The following is a 25,137-nucleotide window of genomic DNA, read 5'->3' as shown; positions in this document are numbered from 1 at the left end:
GCCCCGCAATGGTACAAGCCACTATGTCGATCCTGCAGGCGATCAGAATCTTTCTTTTTTACCTGCTGCTGGGCACCAGTTCGCTGCTGTGGTGCTCGCTGAGCTTCTTCATCGCGCCATTCCTGTCGTTCCCCAAGCGCTACAAGTTCATCAACGTGTACTGGTGCCGCTGCGCGCTGTTTCTGGTGCGTACCATCCTGGGTATCGACTACAAGATCACTGGCGCCGAGAACGTACCGGATGAGCCTTGCGTGATTCTGTCCAATCACCAAAGCACCTGGGAAACCTTCTTCCTGTCCCAGTACTTCTCACCGCTTAGCCAGGTGCTCAAGCGCGAGCTGCTGTACGTGCCGTTTTTCGGCTGGGCCATGGCCATGCTGCGGCCGATCGCCATCAACCGCGACAACCCCAAGGAAGCGCTGCGCCAGGTGGCGAGCAAGGGTGACGAGCTGCTCAAGCAGAAAACCTGGGTGCTGATTTTCCCGGAAGGTACACGCGTGCCATTCGGTACGATCGGCAAGTTCTCCCGCGGCGGCACCGCACTGGCTGTGAATGCCGGGTTGCCGGTGCTGCCAATTGCCCACAACGCCGGCAAGTTCTGGCCGAAGACCGGTTGGGGCAAGCGTGCCGGTACCATCGAGGTGGTCATTGGCGAGCCGATGTACGCCAATGGTACCGGGCCACGTGCTATCGCCGAGCTCAACGACCGCGCTGCGGCGTGGAACGAGGCAACCCAGCGGGCCATGGGCTCGCTGCCACCAGCTGCGGAAAAGCCCCAGGAGCAGATGGCCTGATCATCTGTGGATAACTTGTGAGCAATTTTTCCATCAAATGCTTAAAGTGATCTCTAAGTGTTTGAATTATCTGTTTATTTCTGTGCATTACATTTTCTTGAAAATCGTGCATAAGTTTTTTCGAGGCATAAAAAAACCGGCTTTTACAGCCGGTTTTTTTATGGCATGCAGACAGCATCAGACTTTGTCGATATCGACGTCCTTGGTTTCTTTCAGGCAGAAGATCCCCACCACCAGACTGATACCGGTCACCAGCACCGGGTACCACAGCCCGTAGAAGATATCCCCGGTATAGACCACCAGCGCGAACGATACGGTCGGCAGGAAGCCACCGAACCAGCCATTGCCTATGTGATAGGGCAGCGACATCGAGGTGTAGCGGATACGGGTCGGGAACAGCTCGACCATCACCGCCGCCAACGGGCCATAGGTCATGGTCGCGATCAGGATCATCGCCACGATCAGCACCACCACCATCACCTGGTTGACCTGCTCAGGGTCGGCCTTGGCCGGGTAGCCCGCCTGCTCGATTGCAGAGCGCATGGCGGTTTCGTCGAAGCCGTTGATGGTCTTTTCACCAATGTTCACCACCACATCGCTGCCGGCCACGCTTACCGAGCTGTACGGCAGGCCCTGCTTCACCAGGAAGGTCTTGACCTTGTCGCACGGGCTGTCGAAACGTGCCTTGCCCACGGGGTCGAACTGGAAGGTGCAGCTTTGCGGGTCGGCGGTAACCACGATCGGCGCCTGACGGCTCGCGGCGTCAATTTGTGGGTTGGCGTAATGGCTCAGGGCCTTGAACAGCGGGAAGTACAGCACCGTGGCCAACAGCAGGCCGAGCATCAGGATTGGCTTGCGGCCGATGCGGTCCGACAGCCAGCCGAAGAACACGAAGAATGGCGCACCGATCACCACACTGATAATCAACAGGGTGTTGGCTTGGGCGGGGTCCATCTTCAGCATCTGAGTCATGAAGAACAGCACGTAGAACTGTGCCGTGTAAAAGGTCACGGCTTGGCCGGCGTTGATGCTGAACAGTGCGGTGAGCACCACTTTCAGGTTTGGCCAGGAAGTGAACGACTCACGGATCGGCGACTTGCTGATCTTGCCCTGGGCCTTCATTTTCACGAACGCAGGCGATTCGTGCATGCTCATGCGGATCCAGGTGGAAATGGCCAGTAGCACGATCGACAGCAGGAACGGCAGGCGCCAGCCCCAGGTTTCGAACTGGTCACCACTGATGTAGCGGCTGCCCAGTACCACCAGCAGCGACAACAACAGACCCAAGGTTGCAGTGGATTGGATGAAACCGGTGTGGAAGCCACGCTTGCCGGGGGGCGCATGCTCGGCCACGTAAGTGGCCGCACCGCCATATTCGCCGCCCAGCGCCAGCCCCTGCAACATGCGCAGGATTACCAGAATGATCGGTGCGGCAATGCCAATGCTGGCGTAGGTAGGCAACAACCCCACCGCGAAAGTGGACAGGCCCATCAGCACGATGGTGACCAGGAAGGTGTACTTGCGCCCGATCATGTCACCCAGGCGGCCGAACACCAGCGCGCCGAAGGGCCGTACCAGAAAGCCCGCAGCAAAGGCCATCAGGGCAAAGATGAAGGCGGTGGTGTCGTTCACACCAGCGAAGAATTGCTTGCTGATGACCGCTGCCAGCGCACCATAGAGAAAAAAGTCATACCACTCGAAAACCGTCCCAAGGGATGACGCGAAAATGATCTTGCGCTCTTCACGGCGGCTGGAGCTGCTGGCCGCCGCACCCTGCTCTTGGATGTAATCCGACATCGTTGCTGTCCTCGGCCCTTAGGCCACAGTGATTATTCTTGTTGTTCCACTGTCGGCAGCTTTCGACCGCAAGCCGCCGGTACTGCACACACCCGGGTCAGGGCGTCGGTAACGCGTCTTCGTTCAAGTAGGTCTGGGTAGCAGCTCCTTTGAGGATCAGTTGCGCCGCCTTCTCGGCGATCATCAGGGTGGGGGAACAGGTATTGCCGGAGGTGATCTGCGGCATGATCGAGGCATCTGCCACGCGCAGGCCGGGGATGCCGTGTACGCGCAGCTGGTTATCCACAACATCCATGGCACCATTGCCCATGCGGCAGGTACCGACCGGGTGGAAGATGGTGGTGCCGATCTTGCCAGCAGCGTCGAACAGCTCCTCCTCGGATTGCAGGGCCGGGCCCGGCAGGTATTCCTTAGGCTCGAACGCCGCCAGGGCAGGGGCCTGGACGATGCGCCGGGTGAGGCGGATGGCATCGGCAGCGACACGCAGGTCTTGCGGGTCGCTGAGGTAGTTGGGGTTGATCAGCGGCGTACTGTTCATGTCAGTGCTGCAGATATCGATACGCCCACGGCTGGCCGGGCGCAGGTTGCATACCGAAGCAGTAAAGGCCGGGAACTGATGCAACGGTTCGCCGAAACGCTCCAGTGATAGCGGCTGCACGTGGTACTGCAGGTTGGCGGTGGCCTGGTCGGTGCTGGAACGCACGAAGGCGCCCAGCTGGCTTGGCGCCATGGCCAGTGGACCGCTGCGGTCGTAGAGGTAGCGCAGGCCCATGCCCATCTTGCCCCAAAGGCTGTTGGCCATCTGGTTCAAGGTGCGGGTATTGCGGATCTGGTAGATCAGCCGAAGTTGCAGGTGGTCCTGCAGGTTGCCACCAACGCCAGGCATGTCGTGCCGAACGCCAATCCCCAAGGTTTCCAGCAACTGACGCGGGCCAATGCCGGAGCGCTGCAAGATTCCGGGCGAGCCGACCGCACCCGCACAGAGGATGATTTCACGGCGCGCCGCAAACTCATGCCAGGCGCCTTGCCAAAACGCTTTCACGGCCCGCGCGCGGGTGTTGTTGAGCAGTACCTGTTCAACCTGAACGCCGGTCAGCACCGTGAGGTTGGCGCGGTCCTTGATAGGCCGCAGGAAAGCTTTGGAGGCATTCCAGCGCACGCCGCTACGCTGGTTGACCTGAAAGTATCCACAGCCCTCGTTGTCGCCGGTGTTGAAGTCATCGACCTTGCCGATACCGCTTTGCTCGGCGGCATCGCGGAAAGCATCGAGAATTGGCCAGCTGTAGCGCTGGCGCTCGACTCGCCATTCGCCGTCAGCGCCATGGTGCTCGCTGGCGCCGGCAAAGTGGTTCTCGCTGGCCTTGAACAGCGGCAGCACGTCTTTCCAGGCCCAGCCATCGTTGCCTTGCTCAGCCCACTGGTCATAGTCGGCGGCCTGGCCACGCATGTAGATCATGCCGTTGATCGAAGAACAGCCACCTAGCACCTTGCCCCGTGGGTAACCCAGTGCGCGACCGCCCAGGCCAGGCTGTGCCTCGGTCCTGAAGCACCAGTCGGTGCGTGGGTTGCCGATGCAGTAGAGGTAACCGACGGGAATGTGGATCCAGGGATAGTTGTCGCGACCACCTGCCTCCAGCAGCAGCACGCGGCAGGAAGGATCGGCGGACAAACGATTGGCCAGCAGGCAACCGGCAGGACCGGCACCAACGACCACGTAGTCGAAGACAGAATCGGCTGATGGCATGTGCAACCTCGGGCCTGATTATTATTCTTGTCCCGATCCATCTTAGTGAGTAATTTCGTGGAGGGAACACGAGATTTCACGCAGCCGCTGTGCGTTTTAGCACAGCGGTAAGCCTGTACCGGCCGTTTCGCGGGCATGCCCAGAATACGGCCGAGACGAACTGCCAAAAAGGATCAGCATGTTCGACTGGAACGATCTGCGGTTTTTCCTCGAGTTACAGCGCAGCGGCCGCCTGCTTACCGCCGCCAAGCGCCTGAACACCACCCACAGCACCGTGGCCCGGCACATCGAGAGCATCGAGCAGAGCCTGGGCACCGCGCTGTTCGTGCAGCATGCCCAGGGTTACGAGTTAACCCCCTCGGGCCAAGCCTTGCTCAAGCATGCCGAAGCCATGGAGAACGTCGCCCTGCTGGCGCAGGAAGAAATCACTCAGGCCATCACGCCGCTGGGCAAGATTCGCCTGGGGGTGACCGAAGGCATCGGCATCATGTTCTTCACCCCACGCATGAACGCGTTGTTCGAGCGTTACCCTGGCCTTGAAGTGGAACTGGTGGCCGTACCGCGTTTCGTCAGCATCCTCAACCGCGAGGCGGAGATCAGCATCCACCTGGAGCGGCCCAACGCCGATCTGCTGATCACTCGCAAACTCACCGATTATCGCCTGGCGCTGTACGCCAGCCAGGACTATTTGCACCGCGCGCCACCACTGCGCAACCGCGAAGACCTGGCCCGGCACAGCTGGATCGGCTACGTCGACGACTTGCTGTTCAGCCAGGAGTTGCTGTTTCTCAACAGCTTCTGCCGGGCACCCAACGTGGTGTTTCGCAGCACCAGCGTGATCGCCCAGCAAGCCGCCGCCCGCGCCGGGCTGGGCATCGCCGTGCTGCCCAACTACATGGCTCGCCACGACCCGACACTGGTACGCGTGCTGCCTGGCGAAACCATCCAGCGCAGTTACTGGATCTGCACCCGTCGCGAGCTGCATAAATCGGTGCGCCTGCGGGTGGTGTGGGACTATTTGCTGGCGCTGTGCGCGGCGCAGCAGGATGAGCTGCTAGCCCAATAGCGACTTGCCAGCCAGCAGCAAGGCCGCCGTCCAACCTGCCACTGCAAACATCTGCTGTAAGCGCGGCCCTGCCAGCCTGGCAGCCAAAGGCCGCGCCAACAGCAGGCCAAGTACCGCGCCGACGGCAAACGGGGCACCGACCTGCCAGTGCATGACGCCCGCTAGGCTGGCGCTGACCACGCTGCCAGTGGAGACCAGGGCGATCACCGCCAGCGAGGTGGACACGATACTGGCCATGCGCAGGTTGGTGTAGCGGTTCAGGGCCGGGATGATGACAAACCCACCGCCCACCCCCAGCAGGCCGGACAACAACCCGGACAAGGCACCCGTGAATGCCAATGCGCGTGCACAGGGTAGGGTCCAGCGCAAACGGCCCTGCAACGGATTCAGCACACATGGCTCGATGTAACGATGGGCATCATTGGCTTCGCCGCGCAGCTCTCTGGCCGCCTTGCGCCAGATACGCAAGCAGGCATAAACCAGCACCCCGGCGAACACCAACTGCAATGGTGTATTGGGCAGACGGTGCGCCAGCATCAGCCCGAAGGGTGCCGCCGCTACACCGACCAGCGCAATGAACAATGCCGCCCGGTAACGCACCAAGCCTTGGCGCAAGCCCAGCACAGCGCCCACTGCCGCCGCCAGGCCCACGGCCAGCAAGCCGACCGGTGCCGCTTCGACCATCGACAAGCCAAGACCGAACACCAGCAAGGGTACTGCGAGAATGCCGCCACCTGCGCCAGTCAACGCCAACACAGCGCCGATGATCGCGCCCAAGCCCGCCCCCAGTAATTGATGCTCGATCACTGCCCACCCTCGGCGACCAGTTGCGGGCGTGCCAACCACTCGCGGCCCTTGAGCATGCCTTGCCAGTACAACGGTGGTAGCGCCTGGGCCTTGAGCAACCAGGCCAGGCGAGTCGGCTTGCGCCCATCCAGCAACCAGCTTGGAAAGCTCGGTGCCAGCTTGCCGCCATAGGTGAATTCGGCCAGAACGATCTTGCCGCGCTCGACGGTAAGTGGACACGAGCCGTAGCCGTCGTACTGGGCCAGGCTCGGCAATCGACCCAATGCTACCAGCACATTGTTGGCCACCACGGGTGCTTGCTTGCGGGCAGCCGCAGCGGTTTTGGCGTTGCTGGTGTTGGCCACGTCTCCAAGGGCGTGCACATTGGTGTACTTGCGATGGCGCAGGGTATGCGGGTCGACATCGACCCAGCCGGTGCTATCGGCCAAAGGGCTTTCGCGAATGAAGTCTGGCGCCACCTGTGGTGGAACCACATGGAGCATGTCGAAGCTTTCGATGCGGGTTTCGCTGCTGCCATCGGCCAGGGTACGCACGAAGGTAGCACGCTTGTTCGGGCCGTCCACGGCGACCAGACGGTGCGAAAAATTAAGGTCGACGGCGTACTTTTCGATGTACTTCATCAGCGCGGGCACATAGTCCGCTACGCCGAACAACACAGCCCCCGCATTGAAGAAGCTGGCTTTCACTGCGCCCAGATAGCCATGGCGTAGCCAGTGGTCGCAAGACAGGTACAGCGCCTTCTGCGGTGCTCCGGCGCACTTGATCGGCATGGGCGGCTGGCTGAACACGGCATGGCCTTGCTTGAGCTTCTGCACCAGCTCCCAGGTATAGGGCGCCAGGTCGTAACGATAGTTGGAGGTGACGCCGTTACGGCCCAGGGTCTCGCTGAGCCCATCGATGGCCGCCCAGTCCAGCTTCAGGCCGGGGCAAACTATCAGCTGTTCGTAACTGATGGAGCGGCCACCTTCGAGCATGACCAACTGGCTCAACGGATCGAAACCCTCTACCCGCGCCTTGACCCAGCGCACACCACGCGGAATGGTCGAGGCCATGGTGCGGGCGGTGCTCGGTGCCTTGAACACACCGGCACCGACCATGGTCCAGCCGGGCTGGTAGTAATGCACCTCGGCGGGGTCGATCAAAGCCACATCCAAGGACGGATCGCGGCTGATCAGGCTGGAGGCGGTGGCGATACCGGCGGCACCGGCACCGACGATGACCACCTTGTGGTGGTCGGTATTGGCAGGGGACAACAAGGCAGGCATGGCGGTAAATCCTGAAAATCTGGTTATGGGGGCAGGGCGGTTACAGCTTGTTCAGCGGGATCTTCAAATAGCTCACGCCGTTTGCTTCCGGCGCGGGGAGCTGGCCGCTGCGCATGTTCACCTGCACCGAGGGCAGGATAAGCACCGGCATGTCGAGGGTCTTGTCGCGGGCTTCGCGCATGGCAACGAAGCTGTCCTCATCGATACCCTGGTGGATGTGGATGTTGTGGGCGCGCTGCTCTACCACGGTGGTGACGTACTGCATATCGCGGCCACCTGGCAGGTAGTCGTGGCACATGAACAGCCGGGTCTGGTCGGGGAACGCCAGCAGACGACGAATCGAGCGGTACAAAGTACGGGCGTCGGCGCCTGGGAAATCACACCGGGCTGTGCCGTAGTCGGGCATGAACAAGGTGTCGCCGACGAACACTGCGATCTCGCCGGCGTCCTCGATCATGAAGCTCATGCATGCAGGCGTATGCCCCGGCGTATGCAGCGCACGGGCATGCAGGTTGCCAATGCGGAAACCTTCCTCGTCTTCAAGCAGCACATCGAACTGGCTGCCGTCACGGGCGAAGGCAGGCTCGGCATTGAACAAGGCACCGAACACCTTCTGCACTTGGGTGATGTGCGCGCCGATAGCGGTATGGCCGCCGAGCTTTTCCTTGAGGTAGGCAGCCGCTGAAAGATGATCGGCGTGTACATGGGTTTCCAGCACCCAACGCACGCTGGCGTTCAGCTCGCTCACGCGCTCGATCAGGCGATCCGCCGATGCGCTGCAGGTGCGCCCGGACTTGGGGTCATAATCCAGCACGCTGTCGATCAAGGCGCATTGCCGGGTTTCACGGTCCATGACCAAGTAGCTGATGGTCGAGGTCGCCTCGTCGAAAAAGGCGTCCACGTGAAGGTTGTTACCGATGATCATCACGTTCTCCAATTTATCCGCCCCGCCTTGTACAGGCGTAGGCAGTGACAGGAGGTTTATCAAGATGCATGCCAGGCTTTTTGCTGCGCATGGGCCAATGAAACGGGCAGGTTGCTGACAGCTGTTGGCATGACTGGCAGTGAAGGTGGCAGTCGACTGTCAGCCAATGGCAGTGTTTGGCAGTCCTTGTTACCCTGCATCGGTCATCCAAACGGTGCCGTCATGCCTGAAGCCCATCCCCTCATCCTAGCTCTGGTTTCCTACCTTGAGCACGATGCCCTGCCGACCATCGTGCTGGACACCGACTACAACATCCTCGCCGCCAATGCGGCCTATCGTCGCCAGTTCGGCCGGCATGATCAGGCGCCGTTGGGCGAGAAGTGCCACAAGGTCTCGCATCACTATGCCGTACCGTGCGACCAGGCTGGCGAGCACTGCCCGATGCGCAAGGCGTGGGACAGCAAGGTACCGGAGCGGGTGTTGCACATTCATCACACACCACGCGGCCCCGAGCACGTCGACGTCGAGTTGCGGCCAATCCTGGATGAACAGGGCAGGGTGGTGGCCTTTGTCGAACGCCTGACCACCATCACCCTCGCCTCGGCACAGCCCCAGGAGCAAGGTTTGGTCGGCCGCGCGCCAACCTTCAAGGCCGCCTTGGCCAGCCTGCAACGTGCGGCACCCGCGCAGATTCCGGTATTGCTGCAGGGTGAGTCGGGCACCGGCAAGGAACTGTTCGCGCGCGCGCTACACATGGGCAGCCCACGGGCCAACGGGCCGCTGGTGGTGGTCGACTGCACTGGTTTGACCGAATCCTTGTTCGAAAGTGAGCTGTTCGGTTACGAGAAAGGTGCGTTCACCGGTGCCCACCAACGCAAGATCGGCCTGGCAGAGGCGGCCCATGGCGGCACCTTGTTTCTCGACGAAATCGGTGAAGTACCCCTGGCGATGCAGGTGAAGCTGCTGCGCCTGATCGAGTCTGGCAGCTTCCGCCCGGTTGGCAGCTTGCGCACGGTGCATTCAGATTTCCGACTGGTATCGGCCACCCACAAGCCGCTCAAGCAAATGGTCGCGGATGGCACCTTCCGTGAAGACCTGTATTACCGTATCAGCGGCTTCCCGATTCGCCTGCCTGCGCTGCGCGAGCGGGTGGAAGATCTACCACTGCTTGCGCAGAGCCTGCTGCAGCGCATGGCTGGCAAGCCAACGCCCAGGCTGAGTGACGATGCCTTGCAGCAACTTGGGCTGCATCCGTTTCCGGGCAATATCCGAGAGCTGCGCAACATACTGGAAAGGGCGCGGCTGTTTGCCGATGACGGGCTGATCAGGCCTGAGCACTTTCCGGCAGATATCGGGCCGGCGGGGGCGATCACAACGGGTAGCCGTCGCAATGATTTGGGGGCGTTGGCGCAGGCGTTGGAGCAGTTCAAGGGTTCGCGTAGCGAACTGGCCAGTCATCTTGGTATGAGTGAACGCACGCTGTATCGCCGACTGAAGGCGCTCGGCTTGAACTGAGGGGACGACTGACTTTACCGGACCTTTACCTGCGTCCTGACATTAAACCGGCAAAATCGTGGTCTGATCAGTTAACCGAATCTGGCAGTCAGTGCTGGCCAGGCGATAACAGGCAGAGGACCGCATCAAATGAAAAAAACCCTAACCGTGATCTGCGCCGCGCTCGTGCTCAGCGCACCACTGGCCAGCTTCGCGCAGCCAGGCCCACCCGACCGGCATGATGGCGGCCCATCGCACCAGGGCAATCCGCCACATGGTCAGCCGCAGCAACAGGGTCGCCATGACAATGGCCGGGGTCCTGCTTACCGTGATCCGAACTTCCGCCCACAACAAGGCATGCCGGTGCCTCATCAGCAATGGCAGCGTGGTCACGCAGTCGATCCACATTACCGGGGTGACCGTTACTGGGTGACCGACTGGAAAGCGCGCCACCTGTATGCGCCGCCACGTGATCATCGTTGGTTGTATGTGAATGGCGACTATGTGCTGGTGGCGATTGCCAGCGGTGTGATCGTGAATATTCTCAGCGGTTACTGATAAATCGCAGGCACTAAAAAGCCCGCATCAGCGGGCTTTTTAGTGCCTGGCGAATTACACCTGATCAGAAGTCCAGGTTCGACACCGACAGCGCGTTACTTTCGATGAAGTCACGACGCGGCTCGACCGCGTCCCCCATCAGGGTGTTGAAGATCTGGTCCGCAGCGATCGCATCTTCGATAGTGACCTTCAGCATACGGCGAACGGTCGGGTCCATGGTGGTTTCCCACAGCTGGTCCGGGTTCATTTCACCCAGCCCTTTGTATCGCTGGATAGTGTGGCGCTTGGTTGTCTCGTTCATCAGCCAATCCAGGCCTTCCTTGAACTCGACAATTGCCTTGCGGCGTTCACCGCGCTGAACGTAAGCACCTTCACCCAACAGGCTGGACAGCTTGGAGCCAATGTTGACCACGGTACGGTAGTCATTGCTGCCGAAGAAGTCGCGGTTGAAGGTGACGTAGCTGGCCAGGCCGTGAGAGGTGACTTCCACTTCTGGCAGCCATACGTTGCGCTCTTTGTCTTCGCGCAGGCTGGCTTTGTAAACCAGGCCAGACTTCTGGCTGCTGTTCAGACGCTCCTGGAACTTAGCCAGCCAGGCTTGCATCACCGCGTGGTCACCCAACTGCTCCAGGGTCACCTCCGGCAGGTAGATGAAGTGCTCGGTCAGCTCTTCCGGATACAAGCGCGACAGGCGCTTGAGCGTCTTCATTACGCTACGGAACTCATTCACCAGTGCTTCCAGCTGCACACCGGAAACCGCAGGTGCCGATTCGTCCAGGTGCAGGCTGGCATCCTCCAGGGCCGACTGGGTCATGTACTCTTCCATGGCCTCGTCGTCCTTGATGTACTGCTCCTGCTTGCCCTTCTTCACCTTGTACAACGGTGGCTGGGCAATGTAGATGTAGCCGCGCTCGACCAGCTCCGGCAACTGACGGAAGAAGAAGGTCAGCAGCAGGGTACGGATGTGCGAACCGTCAACGTCAGCATCGGTCATGATGATGATGTTGTGATAACGCAGTTTGTCGATGTTGTACTCTTCGCGGCCAATACCGCAGCCCAGCGCAGTGATCAGCGTGCCCACTTCCTGGGACGAGATCATCTTGTCGAAACGCGCTTTCTCGACGTTGAGGATTTTACCCTTCAACGGCAGGATCGCCTGGGTACGACGGTTACGACCTTGCTTGGCCGAGCCACCCGCGGAGTCACCCTCCACCAGGTACAGTTCAGAGAGGGCAGGGTCCTTCTCTTGGCAGTCCGCCAACTTGCCCGGCAGGCCAGCGATATCCAGCGCCCCTTTGCGGCGAGTCATCTCACGGGCTTTACGCGCGGCTTCACGAGCGCGGGCGGCGTCGATCATCTTGCCAACGACGGCCTTGGCCTCGTTCGGGTTTTCCAGCAGGAAGTCGGCGAAGTACTTGTTCATCTCTTGTTCCACGGCGGTTTTCACCTCCGAGGAGACCAGCTTGTCCTTGGTCTGCGAGCTGAACTTGGGGTCCGGCACCTTCACCGAGATGATCGCGGTCAGGCCTTCACGGGCGTCGTCGCCGGTGGTTGCCACCTTGTTCTTCTTGGCCAAGCCTTCCTGCTCGATGTAGCTGTTCAAGCTACGGGTCAGCGAGGACCGGAAGCCCACCAAGTGGGTACCGCCGTCACGCTGCGGAATGTTGTTGGTGAAGCACAGCAGGTTTTCGTTGAAGCTGTCGTTCCACTGCAGAGCGACCTCAACACCCACGCCATCGTCGCGCTGGACGTTGAAGTGGAATACCTGGGAGTTGACCGGCGTCTTGTTGGTGTTCAGGTACTCGACGAACGCACGCAGGCCGCCTTCGTACTTGAAGAACTCTTCCTTACCGCTGCGCTCATCCTTCAGCAGAATGCCAACGCCCGAGTTGAGGAACGACAACTCACGAATACGCTTGGCCAGGATGTCCCAGCTGAAGTGAATATTCTTGAAGGTTTCAGCCGATGGCTTGAAGTGGATGTGGGTACCCGTGGTTTCGCTGTCACCGACAACCGCCATAGGCGCTTGTGGAACACCGTGAACGTAGGTCTGTTCCCAGATCTTGCCGCTACGGCGAACGGTCAGAACCAGCTTCTCGGACAGGGCGTTAACAACCGATACACCTACACCGTGCAGACCGCCGGATACTTTGTAGGAGTTGTCGTCGAACTTACCGCCGGCGTGCAGTACGGTCATGATGACCTCTGCCGCAGAAACGCCTTCTTCTTTATGCACGTCGACCGGAATGCCACGACCGTTGTCGCGCACGCTGATGGATTCGTCCGTGTGGATGATGACGGTGATGTCATCGCAGTGCCCGGCGAGGGCTTCGTCGATCGAGTTGTCGACCACCTCGAAGACCATGTGGTGCAGGCCGCTACCATCATCGGTGTCGCCAATGTACATGCCGGGACGCTTGCGTACGGCATCCAAACCTTTCAGCACCTTGATGCTGGAGGAGTCGTACGTTTGATTTTCGCTCATGCCTTCACTCCCGATGGTCGTGGGTCTGGGTGATACGGCCTTGTTCCACGTGGAACAAAGCAACTGGCGTTTCCGTCTGCCAGCCTTCCCTCAGTAATTCGTGATCTACACAGGTGATGAACACCTGGCAGCGTAATTCTTCAAGCAAGCGACACAGCGCGCGGCGATGCTGGTCATCCAGTTCGGACGGCAAGTCATCCACGAGATAAATACAATGACCGCGGCGAGCCTGACTAACGAGGTGGCCTTGAGCAATGCGCAGTGCGCATACCACCAGCTTCTGCTGACCACGCGACAGGATGTCAGCTGCGTTGTTGCCAGCCAGGCGAAGACGCAGATCAGCACGCTGCGGACCGGCCTGGGTATGGCCCATCTGCTGATCGCGAAGGAGAGAGGATGCGAGTACTTCTTGCAGTTCCCGGTCCTTGTCCCAGCCTCGGTAGTAGCTTAGGGTCAACCCGTCCAGCTCGACCAGTTCGCTCAGGGTTCGCTCGAAGACAGGCTTCAAGGCCTTGATGTAGTTGCGACGGTATTCATCTATTTCCGCGCTGGCCAGGCACAATTCCCGGTCCCAGGCGGCTTGCGAAGCTGGGTCAAGTGTACCATGACGCAACCATGAGTTCCGCTGCCGCAGCGCCTTCTGCAGCCGTTGCCAGGCTGGCAGAAAACGAGGTTCCACGTGGAACACCCCCCAATCAAGGAACTGGCGGCGTATTTTCGGGGCACCTTCCAACAGCCGGAAACTGTCTGGGTTGATAAGCTGAAGCGGCAGCAGCTCTGCCAGTTGCGCGGCACTTCGCGCATTCTGACCATCGATGCGGATAGTGAACTCCCCCTGGCGCTCTCGGGATACACCCAGTTTGCAGGTGCCGCCTTCGGTCAACTCGACTTCACCAAATACGGTACAGGCAGGCTGTTCGTACTGGATGACCGGGTTCAGGCGACTACTGCGAAATGAACGTGCCAGCCCGAGCAAGTGCACAGCTTCAAGCACGCTGGTCTTGCCGCTACCGTTGGCGCCGTAAAGGATGTTGATTCGGGGGGAGGGTAAGAGTGTCACCGGGTGCAAGTTGCGCACCGCGGTGACCATGATACGTCGAAGGGACATTTCGCCTGCTACAGGTTACAGGCGCATCGGCATGACAACGTAGGAAGAATCGTCATTGCCAGCTTCCTGCAGCAGTGCACTGCTGTTGGAATCGGACAGGATCAGACGAACTTGCTCGGTAGTCATCACGCCCAGCACGTCCAGCAGGTAGCTGACGTTGAAGCCAATTTCCAGCGAACTGCCTTCGTAGTCCACGCTGATTTCTTCTTCAGCTTCTTCCTGCTCGGGGTTGTTCGCCTGGATCTTCAGTTGGCCAGCCGCCAGTTGCAGGCGAATACCGCGGTACTTTTCATTGGAAAGAATCGCCGTACGGCTGAAGGCTTCACGCAGTGCCTGACGATCGCCGACCACCAGCTTGTCGCCGCCTTTTGGCAGGACGCGCTCGTAGTCCGGGAACTTGCCGTCCACCAGCTTGGAGGTAAAGGTGAACTCGCCAGTTGTGGCGCGTATGTGGTGCTGGCCCAGGACGATGCTGACCATGCCTTCCGGGTCAGTCAGCAGGCGCGCCAACTCCAAGATACCTTTACGTGGCACGATGACCTGATGGCGATCATCCTGCTCGATCGGCGCAGTCATGGAGCAGAGCGCCAGACGGTGACCATCGGTGGATACCGCACGCAGGGTGTTGCGGGAAACCTCAAGCAGCATGCCGTTGAGGTAATAACGAACATCCTGCTGGGCCATGGCGAAGCTGGTGCGCTCGATCAGGCGGCGCAGCTTGCTCTGCTCAAGGTTGCAGGTCAGCGAGCCCGGGCCTTCTTCCACGGTCGGGAAGTCATTGGCTGGCAGGGTCGACAGCGTAAAGCGGCTGCGGCCGGCCTTGACCAACAATTTCTGCTCATCGACCTTGATATCGATCAGGGCGTCGTTCGGCAGGCTTTTGCAGATGTCCATCAGCTTACGCGCCGGGACAGTGATTTCGCCAGGCTCGGCCGGCTCTTCCAGTTGCACCCGGCCTACCAGCTCGACTTCCAGGTCGGTACCGGTCAACGACAGTTGCTGGCCTTGCACGACCAGCAATACGTTGGACAGGACCGGCAAGGTCTGACGGCGCTCGACGACACCGGCGACCAGTTGCAGGGGTTTCAACAGGGCTTCGCGTTGAATGGTGAAATGCATGGTCTAGTCCCTTGCCTTCAATTAGCTGCGCAGACGGCCATCAGGTCGTCAGCGTCCGCAGCAGGTTCTTGTAGTCCTCGCGGATGTCCGCGTCGGATTCCTTCAGTTCGTTGATCTTGCGGCAGGCGTGCAGCACGGTCGTATGGTCGCGGCCACCAAACATGTCGCCGATTTCCGGCAGGCTGTGGTTGGTCAGCTCCTTGGAGAGGGCCATGGCCACCTGACGTGGCCGTGCGACAGAACGCGAACGCCGCTTGGACAGCAGATCGGAGATTTTGATCTTGTAGTACTCGGCGACGGTTCGCTGAATATTATCCACACTGACCAATTTATCCTGCAGCGCCAGCAGGTCCTTCAGCGATTCACGGATCAGCTCGATGGTGATATCGCGCCCCATGAAGTGCGAATGGGCAATTACCCGCTTCAGTGCGCCTTCCAGCTCCCGTACGTTGGAGCGAATGCGCTGGGCAATGAAGAAGGCGGCATCATGCGGCAGCTCGACCTTGGCCTGGTCGGCCTTTTTCATCAGGATTGCCACGCGGGTTTCCAGCTCCGGTGGCTCGACAGCCACCGTCAGGCCCCAACCAAAGCGCGACTTCAGCCGCTCTTCCAGGCCTTCGATCTCTTTGGGGTAGCGGTCAGAGGTAAGGATCACCTGCTGGCCACCCTCAAGCAGAGCGTTGAAGGTGTGGAAAAACTCTTCCTGCGAGCGCTCTTTGCGGGCGAAGAACTGGATATCGTCGATCAGCAACGCATCCACCGAACGGTAGAAACGCTTGAATTCGTTGATGGCATTGAGCTGCAGCGCTTTGACCATGTCCGCAACGAAGCGCTCCGAATGCAGGTAGACCACCTTGGCATTCGGGTTTTTCTTGAGCAGGTGGTTACCCACAGCATGCATAAGGTGGGTTTTACCCAGGCCCACGCCGCCATAAAGGAACAGCGGGTTGTAGCCATGCTTGGGGTTGTCCGCCACCTGCCAGGCAGCCGCGCGCGCCAGCTGGTTCGACTTACCTTCAACGAAAGTGTCGAAGGTAAAGGTACGGTTCAGGTAACTGGTGTGCTTGAGCGCGCCTTCAACCTGCACGGTGCGCTGTTCGGCGCGGCCACTACTGGCAGGTGCCGAAGCGGGCTCGGCCATGGCATCGAAGCTGTCACGTGAAGACGGCTCGGCCAGTTCGTCGACCAGCACCGGCTCGGCTGCGGCCACAGCAATTGGCTCGACCGCTGCTGGTGTCGGGGCAGCTTTGTGTGCCTGGGTCTGCGCCAGCGAGGCCGCCACGGCGGCGCTGACCGGCGCGTTAGGCGCAGCCCGGGGAGCCGAGCTGCGGCGGCTACCTATTAATAAGGAAAGGGCAGGTGCAATGCCGCTGCCGTTTTCGCCCAACAGCTCGAGCAAGCGCCCCAGGTATTTTTCATTGACCCAATCGAGAACGAAACGGTTAGGCGCATAGACGCGCAACTCGTCGCCTTCGGCTTCGACCTGTAGCGGACGGATCCAGGTGTTGAATTGCTGGGCAGGCAGTTCATCGCGCAGAAGCTCCACGCACTGCTGCCAAAGTTCCACTGACACGGATATCCCCTGAGTTTGAAAGCCGGATGAGGCAAAAACAAACCGCCATTGTACCGGTCGAGCGTCCAGTTATCCACATGTGGACACGTTAGGATCCAAGACAAAACAGCCATTTATCGACCAAAACGTCATTCTGGCACTGTGCATAAGCCCTGTGGATAAGCAGCCATGAGGGCTATGCACAACCCTGGGTGCCCGCCTGTTGATAAATCACCTGTGGATAATCACCATTTTAATCCACAGCTTTCGATCACGATGAAAACAAGCGCAGCACCGGTTGAGAACAAGGTTTCAAAACTCTGTACATCCCGGTTTTAAAGGCCTGTAGAATGTTATCCACAGAAGGTTATCCACTTAAGATTTATAAGTTCTTCAGAAAAGCTTTTTATATGTCTCTTCTTTTTTTTCATGTTGTCCCCGATTCGTGTGTCCGATCAAGGACCCCCTGGGGATGATCGAACAGGCACCGTCCATCACACGCTCTATATGGAATGACTGGTTGGAAATTGACCTATGGGCTTGCTTTCTCTAGAATCGCCGGTCTCTTAAAAAGGGGGCCATCCCGGCCCGTCGTCGACAAACCAGGTAACACGCCATGAAACGTACTTTCCAACCAAGCACCATCAAGCGCGCCCGCACCCACGGTTTCCGTGCCCGTATGGCTACCAAGAACGGCCGTGCTGTTCTGTCGCGTCGTCGTGCCAAAGGCCGTAAGCGTCTGGCCATTTGATTTTTCGGCACAGGTGGTGAGTCAGGACTTCAGTCGGGAAAAGCGACTGCTTACACCCCGGCATTTCAAAGCGGTCTTCGACTCCCCAACCGGCAAGGTTCCAGGGAAAAACCTGCTGATCCTTGCTCGCGAGAACGGCCTCGATCATCCACGCCTAGGCCTGGTAATCGGCAAGAAGAGCGTCAAGCTCGCCGTTCAACGCAACCGCCTCAAGCGCTTGATGCGCGATTCCTTTCGTCTGAACCAGCAATCGCTTGCCGGCCTGGACATCGTGATCGTCGCGCGCAAGGGATTGGGTGAGATTGAAAACCCGGAATTGCACCAACACTTTGGCAAGCTCTGGAAACGCCTGGCGCGCAGCCGGCCAGCACCAGCAGCCACCGCCAATTCCGCAGGGGTAGACAGCCAAGATGCGTAAACTGGCACTCGTTCCGATCCAGTTTTACCGTTACGCCATTAGTCCACTGATGGCCAATCACTGTCGTTTTTTCCCCAGTTGCTCCTGTTACGCATATGAAGCCATTGAAAACCATGGCCTCTGGCGTGGTGGGTGGCTGGCCGTTCGTCGCCTGGGGCGTTGTCATCCGTGGAATGACGGCGGTTTCGACCCCGTTCCACCCGCTCCTTCCTCCCGAACTTCTTCGATAGCCGAGTAATCATGGATATTAAACGCACGATCCTGATCGCCGCGCTGGCAGTCGTGTCCTACGTCATGGTCCTGAAGTGGAACGATGACTACGGCCAGGCTGCCCTGCCGACTCAGAATACTGCTGCCAGCACTGTTGCTCCGGGCTTGCCCGATGGCGTGCCGGCCGGTAACAACGGTGCCAGCGCCGATGTACCGAGCGCCAACGCCGAATCGAGCCCTGCCGAACTGGCACCGGTCGCACTCAGCAAGGACCTGATCCGAGTCAAGACCGACGTTCTGGAACTGGCTATCGATCCGGTCGGTGGTGACATCGTCCAGTTGAACCTGCCGAAGTACCCACGCCGTCAAGACCACCCGGACATTCCGTTCCAGTTGTTCGACAACGGTGGTGAGCGTGTTTACCTGGCACAAAGCGGCCTGACCGGCGCCAACGGCCCGGATGCCCGCGCCAGCGGTCGCCCGCTGTATTCCGCCGAGCAGAAGAGCTACCAGCTGGCCGACGGCCAGGAACAACTGGTGGTCGACCTGAAGTTCAGCGACAACGGTGTCAACTACATCAAGCGCTTCAGCTTCAAGCGCGGTGAGTACGACCTGAATGTCAGCTACCTGATCGACAACCAGAGCGGCCAGGCCTGGAGCGGCAACATGTTTGCCCAGCTCAAGCGTGACGCCAGCGGCGATCCTTCTTCCAGCACCGCCACCGGTACTGCGACCTACCTGGGTGCAGCCCTGTGGACAGCTTCCGAGCCTTACAAAAAGGTCTCGATGAAGGACATCGACAAAGGTGGTTTGAAAGAAAATGTGTCCGGCGGCTGGGTTGCCTGGCTGCAGCACTACTTCGTCACCGCCTGGATTCCGGCCAAGTCGGACAACAACGTTGTTCAGACCCGCAAGGACAGCCAGGGTAACTACATCATTGGCTACACCGGCCCCGTAATCAGCGTGCCTGCTGGTGGCAAGGTCGAAACCAGCGCCATGCTGTACGCCGGCCCGAAGATTCAGTCCAAGCTGAAAGAGTTGTCCCCAGGCCTGGAACTGACCGTCGACTACGGCTTCCTGTGGTTCATCGCCCAACCGATCTTCTGGCTGCTGCAACATATCCACAGCCTCCTGGGTAACTGGGGCTGGTCGATCATCGTGCTGACCATGCTGATCAAAGGCCTGTTCTTCCCTCTGTCGGCTGCCAGCTACCGCTCCATGGCCCGTATGCGTGCCGTTGCACCTAAGCTCGCCGCCCTGAAGGAACGCTTCGGTGACGATCGCCAGAAGATGTCCCAGGCGATGATGGAGCTGTACAAGAAAGAGAAGATCAACCCGCTGGGCGGCTGCCTGCCGATCCTGGTACAGATGCCGGTCTTCCTGGCCTTGTACTGGGTACTGCTGGAAAGCGTGGAAATGCGCCAGGCTCCGTGGATGCTGTGGATTACCGACCTGTCGATCAAGGATCCGTTCTTCATCCTGCCGATCATCATGGGCGCCACCATGTTCATCCAGCAGCGCCTTAACCCGACGCCGCCGGATCCGATGCAGGCCAAGGTGATGAAAATGATGCCGATCATCTTCACCTTCTTCTTCCTGTGGTTCCCGGCCGGTCTGGTGCTGTACTGGGTTGTGAACAACTGCCTGTCGATTTCGCAGCAGTGGTACATCACTCGCCGTATCGAAGCAGCTACCAAAAAAGCTGCTGCTTGACGGGCTAGTACGCTAGCCTGTGAATAAAAAACGCCCCCTAGTGGGGCGTTTTTGCTATCTGTCGTATTTGTCGTAGAGGCTTTCGAGCATGAACACTGTGCGTGAAACCATCGCCGCCATCGCCACCGCCCAAGGCCGCGGTGGTGTAGGTATTGTCAGGCTGTCCGGCCCCTTGGCTGGCAAGGCAGGCCAGTTGATCACCGGTCGCACGCTGACCCCGCGGCATGCCCATTACGGCCCGTTCCGCGACGATGACGGGCTTGTGCTGGACGAAGGGATAGCGCTGTTCTTCCCTGGGCCGAATTCGTTCACGGGTGAGGACGTGCTCGAACTGCAGGGCCATGGCGGCCCAGTGGTCCTCGACATGCTGCTGCAGCGCTGTGTACAAGTGGGGTGCCGGCTCGCCCGGCCGGGTGAATTCAGCGAGCGCGCGTTCCTCAACGACAAGCTCGACCTGGCTCAGGCAGAAGCCATCGCCGATCTGATCGAGGCCAGTTCCAGCCAGGCGGCGCGCAATGCCCTGCGCTCGCTGCAGGGGGAATTCTCCAAGCGTGTGCACAGCCTGACCGAGGCCTTGATTGCCCTGCGCATCTACGTCGAGGCGGCGATCGACTTCCCTGAGGAGGAAATCGACTTTCTCGCCGATGGCCACGTACTGTCGATGCTCGATGCTGTGCGCGGCGAGTTATCCACCGTGCAGCGTGAGGCCGGGCAGGGGGCATTGCTGCGTGACGGTATGACTGTGGTTATCGCCGGCCGGCCCAATGCTGGAAAATCAAGCTTGCTGAACCAGCTGGCCGGTCGGGAAGCAGCCATCGTCACCGATATCGCCGGCACCACACGGGACATCCTGCGTGAACATATCCACATCGACGGTATGCCGCTGCATGTGGTCGATACCGCCGGTTTGCGTGATACCGATGACCATGTGGAGAAAATCGGTGTGGAACGCGCCCTGAAGGCCATTGGCGAGGCTGATCGTGTGCTGCTGGTGGTCGACTCCACCGCGCCCGAAGCAAGCGACCCATTCGCGCTGTGGCCCGAGTTTCTCGACCAGCGGCCAGACCCGGCCAAGGTCACGCTGATTCGTAACAAGGCTGATCTGAGTGGTGAGCACGTAGGGCTGGAGCAGTGCGATGACGGCCATGTGACCATTACCCTCAGCGCCAAGGGCGACGACACGGGGTTGCAACTGCTGCGCGACCATCTCAAGGCCTGTATGGGTTACGAACAGACTGCAGAGAGTGGCTTCAGTGCCCGCCGGCGCCACCTGGATGCCTTGCGCCAGGCTAGCGAGCATCTGGAGCACGGCCGTGCCCAATTGACCTTGGCGGGCGCAGGAGAGCTCCTGGCTGAAGACTTACGCCAGGCACAGCATGCCCTGGGGGAAATTACCGGGGCATTCAGCTCGGATGACCTGCTGGGCGGATTTTCTCCAGCTTCTGCATCGGCAAGTAATCCACAGCCAGGCAAGGCCAAGCGCCGCTTCTTCGGGAGCGGCTTTTTTTTGCCTGAAATTCGTTGCACGAGATGACTGTAGTCCGGTGTCCCGAGCACCAGTGCAAGCGGACCTGTCTGAAAACCGTACTCAGGAGCCCTGTGGAAAACCCGCCTTCAGCTCAGTTGATAAGCAGGCTTTTTTTCTGAGGGCAAAACCGCCTGTGGGTAAAACGTCATTTAATCCACAGGCTAAATGACGTTATCCAAAGCCCTCATGGCACTCCAGACACAGGGTTTAATTTTCCTCTACACAGCGTCATTCCTAGTCTACGAGGATTTATCCACAGATATCCTTGTGCATAAGAATAAACATAAAAACAAAGCTTTTATAAATTTCTTCTTGTTGATTTCTGTTGTGCGCCACTCATCCACAGACTGGTCAAAATTTGCTCAGACGGTTTCTTTAAAGGGTGTGAAGTCCCTATACTTGTCGGCTTACCTTTTCTATTCGCAAAAACAGGCACGAGGTGCGTGGTGGATTTCCCTTCCCGTTTTGAAGTGATCGTCATCGGCGGCGGCCATGCCGGTACCGAGGCTGCGCTTGCGTCTGCACGCATGGGTGTGAAAACCCTGCTGTTGACCCATAACGTGGAAACCCTCGGTCACATGAGCTGCAACCCCGCCATCGGCGGTATTGGCAAAAGCCATCTGGTCAAAGAGATCGATGCCCTAGGCGGCGCCATGGCGCTGGCCACCGACAAGAGCGGCATCCAGTTCCGCGTTTTGAACAACCGCAAGGGCCCGGCCGTACGCGCCACCCGTGCACAGGCCGACCGCGCCATCTACAAGGCGGTGGTGCGTGAAATCCTTGAAAACCAGCCGAACCTGTGGATATTCCAGCAGTCCTGCGACGACCTGATCGTCGAGCAGGATCAGGTCAAAGGTGTGGTGACCCAGATGGGTCTGCGTTTCTTCGCCGAATCGGTGGTATTGACGACCGGTACCTTCCTCGGCGGCCTTATCCACATTGGTCTGCAAAACCATTCCGGCGGCCGTGCCGGCGATCCACCCTCGATCGCCTTGGCCCACCGCATGCGTGAACTGCCGCTGCGTGTAGGCCGCCTGAAAACCGGGACCCCGCCACGCATAGACGGCCGCTCGGTGGACTTCTCGGTGATGACCGAGCAGCCAGGCGATACACCGATCCCGGTGATGTCGTTCATGGGCAATGCCGAAATGCATCCCCGTCAGGTGAGCTGCTGGATTACCCACACCAATGCACGCACCCACGAGATCATCGCCTCGAACCTCGACCGTTCGCCGATGTACTCGGGTGTGATCGAAGGTGTCGGCCCGCGTTATTGCCCATCGATCGAAGACAAGATTCACCGCTTCGCCGACAAGGACAGCCACCAGGTGTTCATCGAGCCGGAAGGCCTGACCACCCATGAGCTGTACCCCAACGGTATTTCCACGTCGCTGCCGTTCGACGTGCAACTGGAGCTGGTGCGTTCGATCCGCGGTATGGAAAACGCCCACATCGTGCGCCCTGGCTATGCCATCGAGTACGACTACTTCGACCCGCGTGACCTGAAGTACAGCCTTGAGACCAAAGTCATCGGCGGCCTGTTCTTCGCCGGGCAGATCAACGGCACCACCGGTTACGAAGAAGCCGGTGCCCAAGGCCTGCTGGCCGGTACCAACGCCGCACTGCGTGCGCAGGGCCGCGACAGCTGGTGCCCGCGCCGCGACGAGGCGTACATCGGTGTACTGGTCGACGACCTGATTACCCTGGGTACCCAGGAGCCGTACCGCATGTTCACCTCGCGTGCCGAGTACCGCCTGATCCTGCGCGAAGACAACGCCGACTTGCGCTTGACCGAAAAAGGTCGCGAGCTGGGCCTGATCGATGACCAGCGTTGGGCTGCTTTCTGCGCCAAGCGCGACGGCATCGAGCGTGAGGAACAGCGCCTGAAGTCGACCTGGGTACGCCCGAACACCGAGCAAGGCCAGGCCATTGTGGATAAGTTCGGTACCCCGCTCAGCCACGAATACAGCCTGCTCAACCTGCTCGCTCGCCCAGAAATCGACTACGCTGGCCTGATCGAGGCGACTGGCGGTGAAGCAATCGATCCACAGGTCGCCGAGCAGGTCGAAATCCGTACCAAGTACGCCGGCTACATCGACCGCCAGCAAGATGAGATCGCCCGTCTGCGCGCCAGCGAAGACACGCGCCTGCCTGTGGATATCGACTACTCGACCATTTCCGGCCTGTCCAAGGAGATCCAGGGCAAACTGGGACAAACCCGCCCAGAAACCCTGGGCCAGGCTTCGCGCATCCCGGGCGTGACCCCGGCGGCGATTTCCCTGTTGCTGATTCACTTGAAAAAACGCGGCGCTGGCCGCGAATTGGAGCAAAGCGCTTGAGTTCCCTGGTCACCCCGCAACACGCTGAAGAGTTGTCCACAGGTGCACGGCAGCTCGGAGTCGAGCTGAGCGCAGAGCATCACGAAAAGCTGCTCGGCTACCTGGCCCTGCTGATCAAATGGAACAAAGCCTACAACCTCACCGCCGTGCGCGACCCGGATGAGATGGTGTCGCGTCACCTGCTGGACAGCCTCAGCGTCATGTCGTTTATCCACAACGAGCGTGACAATTGGCTGGACGTCGGCAGTGGCGGTGGCATGCCTGGCATCCCGTTGGCTATCCTGCATCCGCACAAGCGGGTGACCGTGCTGGACGCCAATGGCAAGAAGACGCGCTTCCTGACCCAGGTGAAAATGGAGTTGAAGCTGGACAACCTCACGGTTATCCACAGCCGAGTGGAAGCCTTCCAGCCGGCACAACCGTTCGACGGAATCATCTCCCGCGCCTTCAGCAGCATGGAGAACTTCACCAACTGGACCCGCCACTTGGGCGACACCGGGACGCAATGGCTTGCAATGAAGGGGCTGCATCCTGCCGATGAACTGGTAGCATTGCCCGCAGACTTCACAGTGGAAAGCGAACAGGCCCTGACCGTTCCGGGTTGCCAGGGCCAGCGCCATCTGCTGATACTGCGCCGCAAGGCATGACTGGGAACACGCGCATCAATGGCTAAGGTATTCGCAATCGCGAACCAGAAAGGTGGTGTAGGCAAGACCACCACCTGTATCAATCTCGCCGCCTCGCTGGCCGCGACCAAGCGTCGTGTGCTGCTGATCGACCTCGATCCGCAAGGCAACGCCACCATGGGCAGCGGCGTGGACAAGCACGAGCTCGAGCACTCGGTCTACGACCTGCTCATCGGGGAATGCGACCTGGCCCAGGCCATGCATTACTCCGAACACGGAGGCTTCCAGCTGCTGCCGGCCAACCGCGACCTGACCGCCGCCGAAGTGGTGCTGCTGGAAATGCAGGTCAAGGAGAGCCGCCTGCGCAACGCTCTGGCACCCATCCGTGAGAACTATGACTACATCCTCATCGACTGCCCGCCGTCGCTATCGATGCTCACGCTCAACGCCCTGGTCGCGTCCGATGGCGTGATTATCCCCATGCAGTGCGAGTACTACGCACTGGAAGGTCTCAGCGACCTTGTGGATAACATCAAGCGCATCGCCGCCCGGTTGAACCCGGAGCTGAAGATCGAGGGCCTGCTGCGGACCATGTACGATCCGCGCCTTAGCCTGAACAACGATGTTTCGGCGCAGCTGAAAGAGCATTTTGGCCCGCAGCTGTACGACACGGTCATTCCGCGCAACATTCGCCTGGCCGAGGCCCCCAGCTTCGGCATGCCCGCCCTGGCTTACGACAAGCAATCGCGCGGCGCGCTGGCGTATCTGGCCCTTGCTGGGGAACTGGTTCGCCGTCAACGCCGTCAATCACGCACTGCACAAACAACTTAAGGAATCC

General features: G+C 59.7%; 20 protein-coding genes and 1 pseudogene. 12 read left to right on the top strand and 9 right to left on the bottom strand.

Going from position 1 to position 25,137, the window contains the following annotated elements; translation table 11 throughout:
* The first annotated feature begins 8 nt into the window (after positions 1-8).
* Positions 9-794, top strand: coding sequence for a lysophospholipid acyltransferase family protein (locus AB5975_10295; GenBank protein XDR22160.1), 786 nt, complete (start codon positions 9-11; stop codon positions 792-794).
* Positions 795-971: 177 nt separating this feature from the next.
* Here AB5975_10295 and AB5975_10290 read toward each other — a convergent pair whose 3' ends face one another.
* Positions 972-2,591: an MFS transporter gene (locus AB5975_10290; GenBank protein ID XDR22159.1), complete on the bottom strand. Its 1,620-nt coding sequence runs from the start codon at positions 2,589-2,591 to the stop codon at positions 972-974.
* Positions 2,592-2,688: 97 nt separating this feature from the next.
* The gene (locus AB5975_10285; protein XDR22158.1) at positions 2,689-4,335 is read right to left on the bottom strand and encodes a GMC family oxidoreductase; all 1,647 of its coding nucleotides are present in this window, start codon (positions 4,333-4,335) and stop codon (positions 2,689-2,691) included.
* Positions 4,336-4,513: 178 nt separating this feature from the next.
* Between AB5975_10285 and AB5975_10280 the strand changes: the two genes are divergently transcribed.
* Entirely contained in the window at positions 4,514-5,401 is an 888-nt protein-coding gene (locus AB5975_10280) for a LysR family transcriptional regulator (GenBank protein XDR22157.1), read from the top strand.
* Here the strand turns inward: AB5975_10280 and AB5975_10275 are convergent.
* From AB5975_10275 to AB5975_10265, 3 genes are read right to left on the bottom strand one after another with little or no spacing between them, the layout of a single operon-like run.
* Entirely contained in the window at positions 5,390-6,208 is an 819-nt protein-coding gene (locus AB5975_10275) for a sulfite exporter TauE/SafE family protein (protein ID XDR22156.1), read from the bottom strand. The two genes, AB5975_10280 and AB5975_10275, sit on opposite strands and share 12 nt — an antisense overlap.
* Positions 6,205-7,473: an FAD/NAD(P)-binding oxidoreductase gene (locus AB5975_10270; GenBank protein XDR22155.1), complete on the bottom strand. Its 1,269-nt coding sequence runs from the start codon at positions 7,471-7,473 to the stop codon at positions 6,205-6,207. Before AB5975_10270 ends, AB5975_10275 begins: the two co-directional genes overlap by 4 nt.
* 40 nt (positions 7,474-7,513) lie before the next feature.
* Positions 7,514-8,398: an MBL fold metallo-hydrolase gene (locus AB5975_10265; GenBank protein ID XDR22154.1), complete on the bottom strand. Its 885-nt coding sequence runs from the start codon at positions 8,396-8,398 to the stop codon at positions 7,514-7,516.
* 222 nt (positions 8,399-8,620) lie between these two features.
* Between AB5975_10265 and AB5975_10260 the strand changes: the two genes are divergently transcribed.
* Both AB5975_10260 and AB5975_10255 read left to right on the top strand, forming a co-directional pair.
* Positions 8,621-9,913 carry a sigma-54 interaction domain-containing protein gene (locus AB5975_10260; GenBank protein ID XDR22153.1) on the top strand — a complete coding sequence of 431 codons (1,293 nt, stop codon included), beginning with the start codon at positions 8,621-8,623 and terminating at the stop codon, positions 9,911-9,913.
* 129 nt (positions 9,914-10,042) lie between these two features.
* Positions 10,043-10,450, top strand: coding sequence for an RcnB family protein (locus AB5975_10255; GenBank protein ID XDR22152.1), 408 nt, complete (start codon positions 10,043-10,045; stop codon positions 10,448-10,450).
* Between the two features lie 64 nt (positions 10,451-10,514).
* Here the strand turns inward: AB5975_10255 and gyrB are convergent, their stop codons facing one another.
* Genes gyrB through dnaA form a run of 4 tightly spaced genes read right to left on the bottom strand, consistent with a single transcriptional unit; the run spans position 10,515 to position 16,735 of the window.
* Positions 10,515-12,935: a DNA topoisomerase (ATP-hydrolyzing) subunit B gene (gene gyrB / locus AB5975_10250; protein ID XDR22151.1), complete on the bottom strand. Its 2,421-nt coding sequence runs from the start codon at positions 12,933-12,935 to the stop codon at positions 10,515-10,517.
* Between the two features lie 4 nt (positions 12,936-12,939).
* Positions 12,940-14,043, bottom strand: coding sequence for a DNA replication/repair protein RecF (gene recF / locus AB5975_10245; GenBank protein ID XDR22150.1), 1,104 nt, complete (start codon positions 14,041-14,043; stop codon positions 12,940-12,942).
* Between the two features lie 15 nt (positions 14,044-14,058).
* Complete coding sequence (gene dnaN, locus AB5975_10240) at positions 14,059-15,162, bottom strand: DNA polymerase III subunit beta (GenBank protein ID XDR22149.1); 1,104 nt, start codon at positions 15,160-15,162, stop codon at positions 14,059-14,061.
* 40 nt (positions 15,163-15,202) lie between these two features.
* A complete protein-coding gene (dnaA, locus tag AB5975_10235) occupies positions 15,203-16,735 on the bottom strand; it encodes a chromosomal replication initiator protein DnaA (GenBank protein ID XDR22148.1) in 1,533 nt (510 codons plus the stop codon).
* Between the two features lie 595 nt (positions 16,736-17,330).
* On the opposite strand from dnaA, the gene rpmH reads away from it, so the two are divergent.
* The 8 genes and pseudogenes from rpmH to AB5975_10195 all read left to right on the top strand — a co-directional run bounded on the left by rpmH (position 17,331) and on the right by AB5975_10195 (position 25,130).
* Complete coding sequence (gene rpmH / locus AB5975_10230; protein ID XDR22147.1) at positions 17,331-17,465, top strand: 50S ribosomal protein L34; 135 nt, start codon at positions 17,331-17,333, stop codon at positions 17,463-17,465.
* Positions 17,466-17,478: 13 nt separating this feature from the next.
* Entirely contained in the window at positions 17,479-17,883 is a 405-nt protein-coding gene (gene rnpA / locus AB5975_10225; GenBank protein XDR22956.1) for a ribonuclease P protein component, read from the top strand.
* Entirely contained in the window at positions 17,876-18,121 is a 246-nt protein-coding gene (gene yidD / locus AB5975_10220) for a membrane protein insertion efficiency factor YidD (GenBank protein ID XDR22146.1), read from the top strand. The genes rnpA and yidD overlap by 8 nt, the downstream gene beginning before the upstream one ends.
* A gap of 2 nt (positions 18,122-18,123) precedes the next feature.
* Complete coding sequence (yidC, locus tag AB5975_10215; protein XDR22145.1) at positions 18,124-19,806, top strand: membrane protein insertase YidC; 1,683 nt, start codon at positions 18,124-18,126, stop codon at positions 19,804-19,806.
* 88 nt (positions 19,807-19,894) lie between these two features.
* Positions 19,895-21,264: pseudogene (gene mnmE / locus AB5975_10210) on the top strand (tRNA uridine-5-carboxymethylaminomethyl(34) synthesis GTPase MnmE).
* 516 nt (positions 21,265-21,780) lie between these two features.
* Positions 21,781-23,673: a tRNA uridine-5-carboxymethylaminomethyl(34) synthesis enzyme MnmG gene (mnmG, locus tag AB5975_10205; GenBank protein ID XDR22144.1), complete on the top strand. Its 1,893-nt coding sequence runs from the start codon at positions 21,781-21,783 to the stop codon at positions 23,671-23,673.
* Positions 23,670-24,320 carry a 16S rRNA (guanine(527)-N(7))-methyltransferase RsmG gene (gene rsmG, locus AB5975_10200; protein ID XDR22143.1) on the top strand — a complete coding sequence of 217 codons (651 nt, stop codon included), beginning with the start codon at positions 23,670-23,672 and terminating at the stop codon, positions 24,318-24,320. Before mnmG ends, rsmG begins: the two co-directional genes overlap by 4 nt.
* An 18-nt stretch (positions 24,321-24,338) precedes the next feature.
* On the top strand, positions 24,339-25,130 hold the full coding sequence (locus AB5975_10195; GenBank protein XDR22142.1) for a ParA family protein: 792 nt from the start codon (positions 24,339-24,341) through the stop codon (positions 25,128-25,130).
* The last annotated feature ends 7 nt before the right edge of the window (positions 25,131-25,137 follow it).

The organism is Pseudomonas putida (assembly GCA_041071465.1).
GTDB lineage: Bacteria > Pseudomonadota > Gammaproteobacteria > Pseudomonadales > Pseudomonadaceae > Aquipseudomonas > Aquipseudomonas putida_P.
Note: the sequence above shows the minus strand (reverse complement) of the source record. Positions and strands in the feature narration are given on the sequence as shown.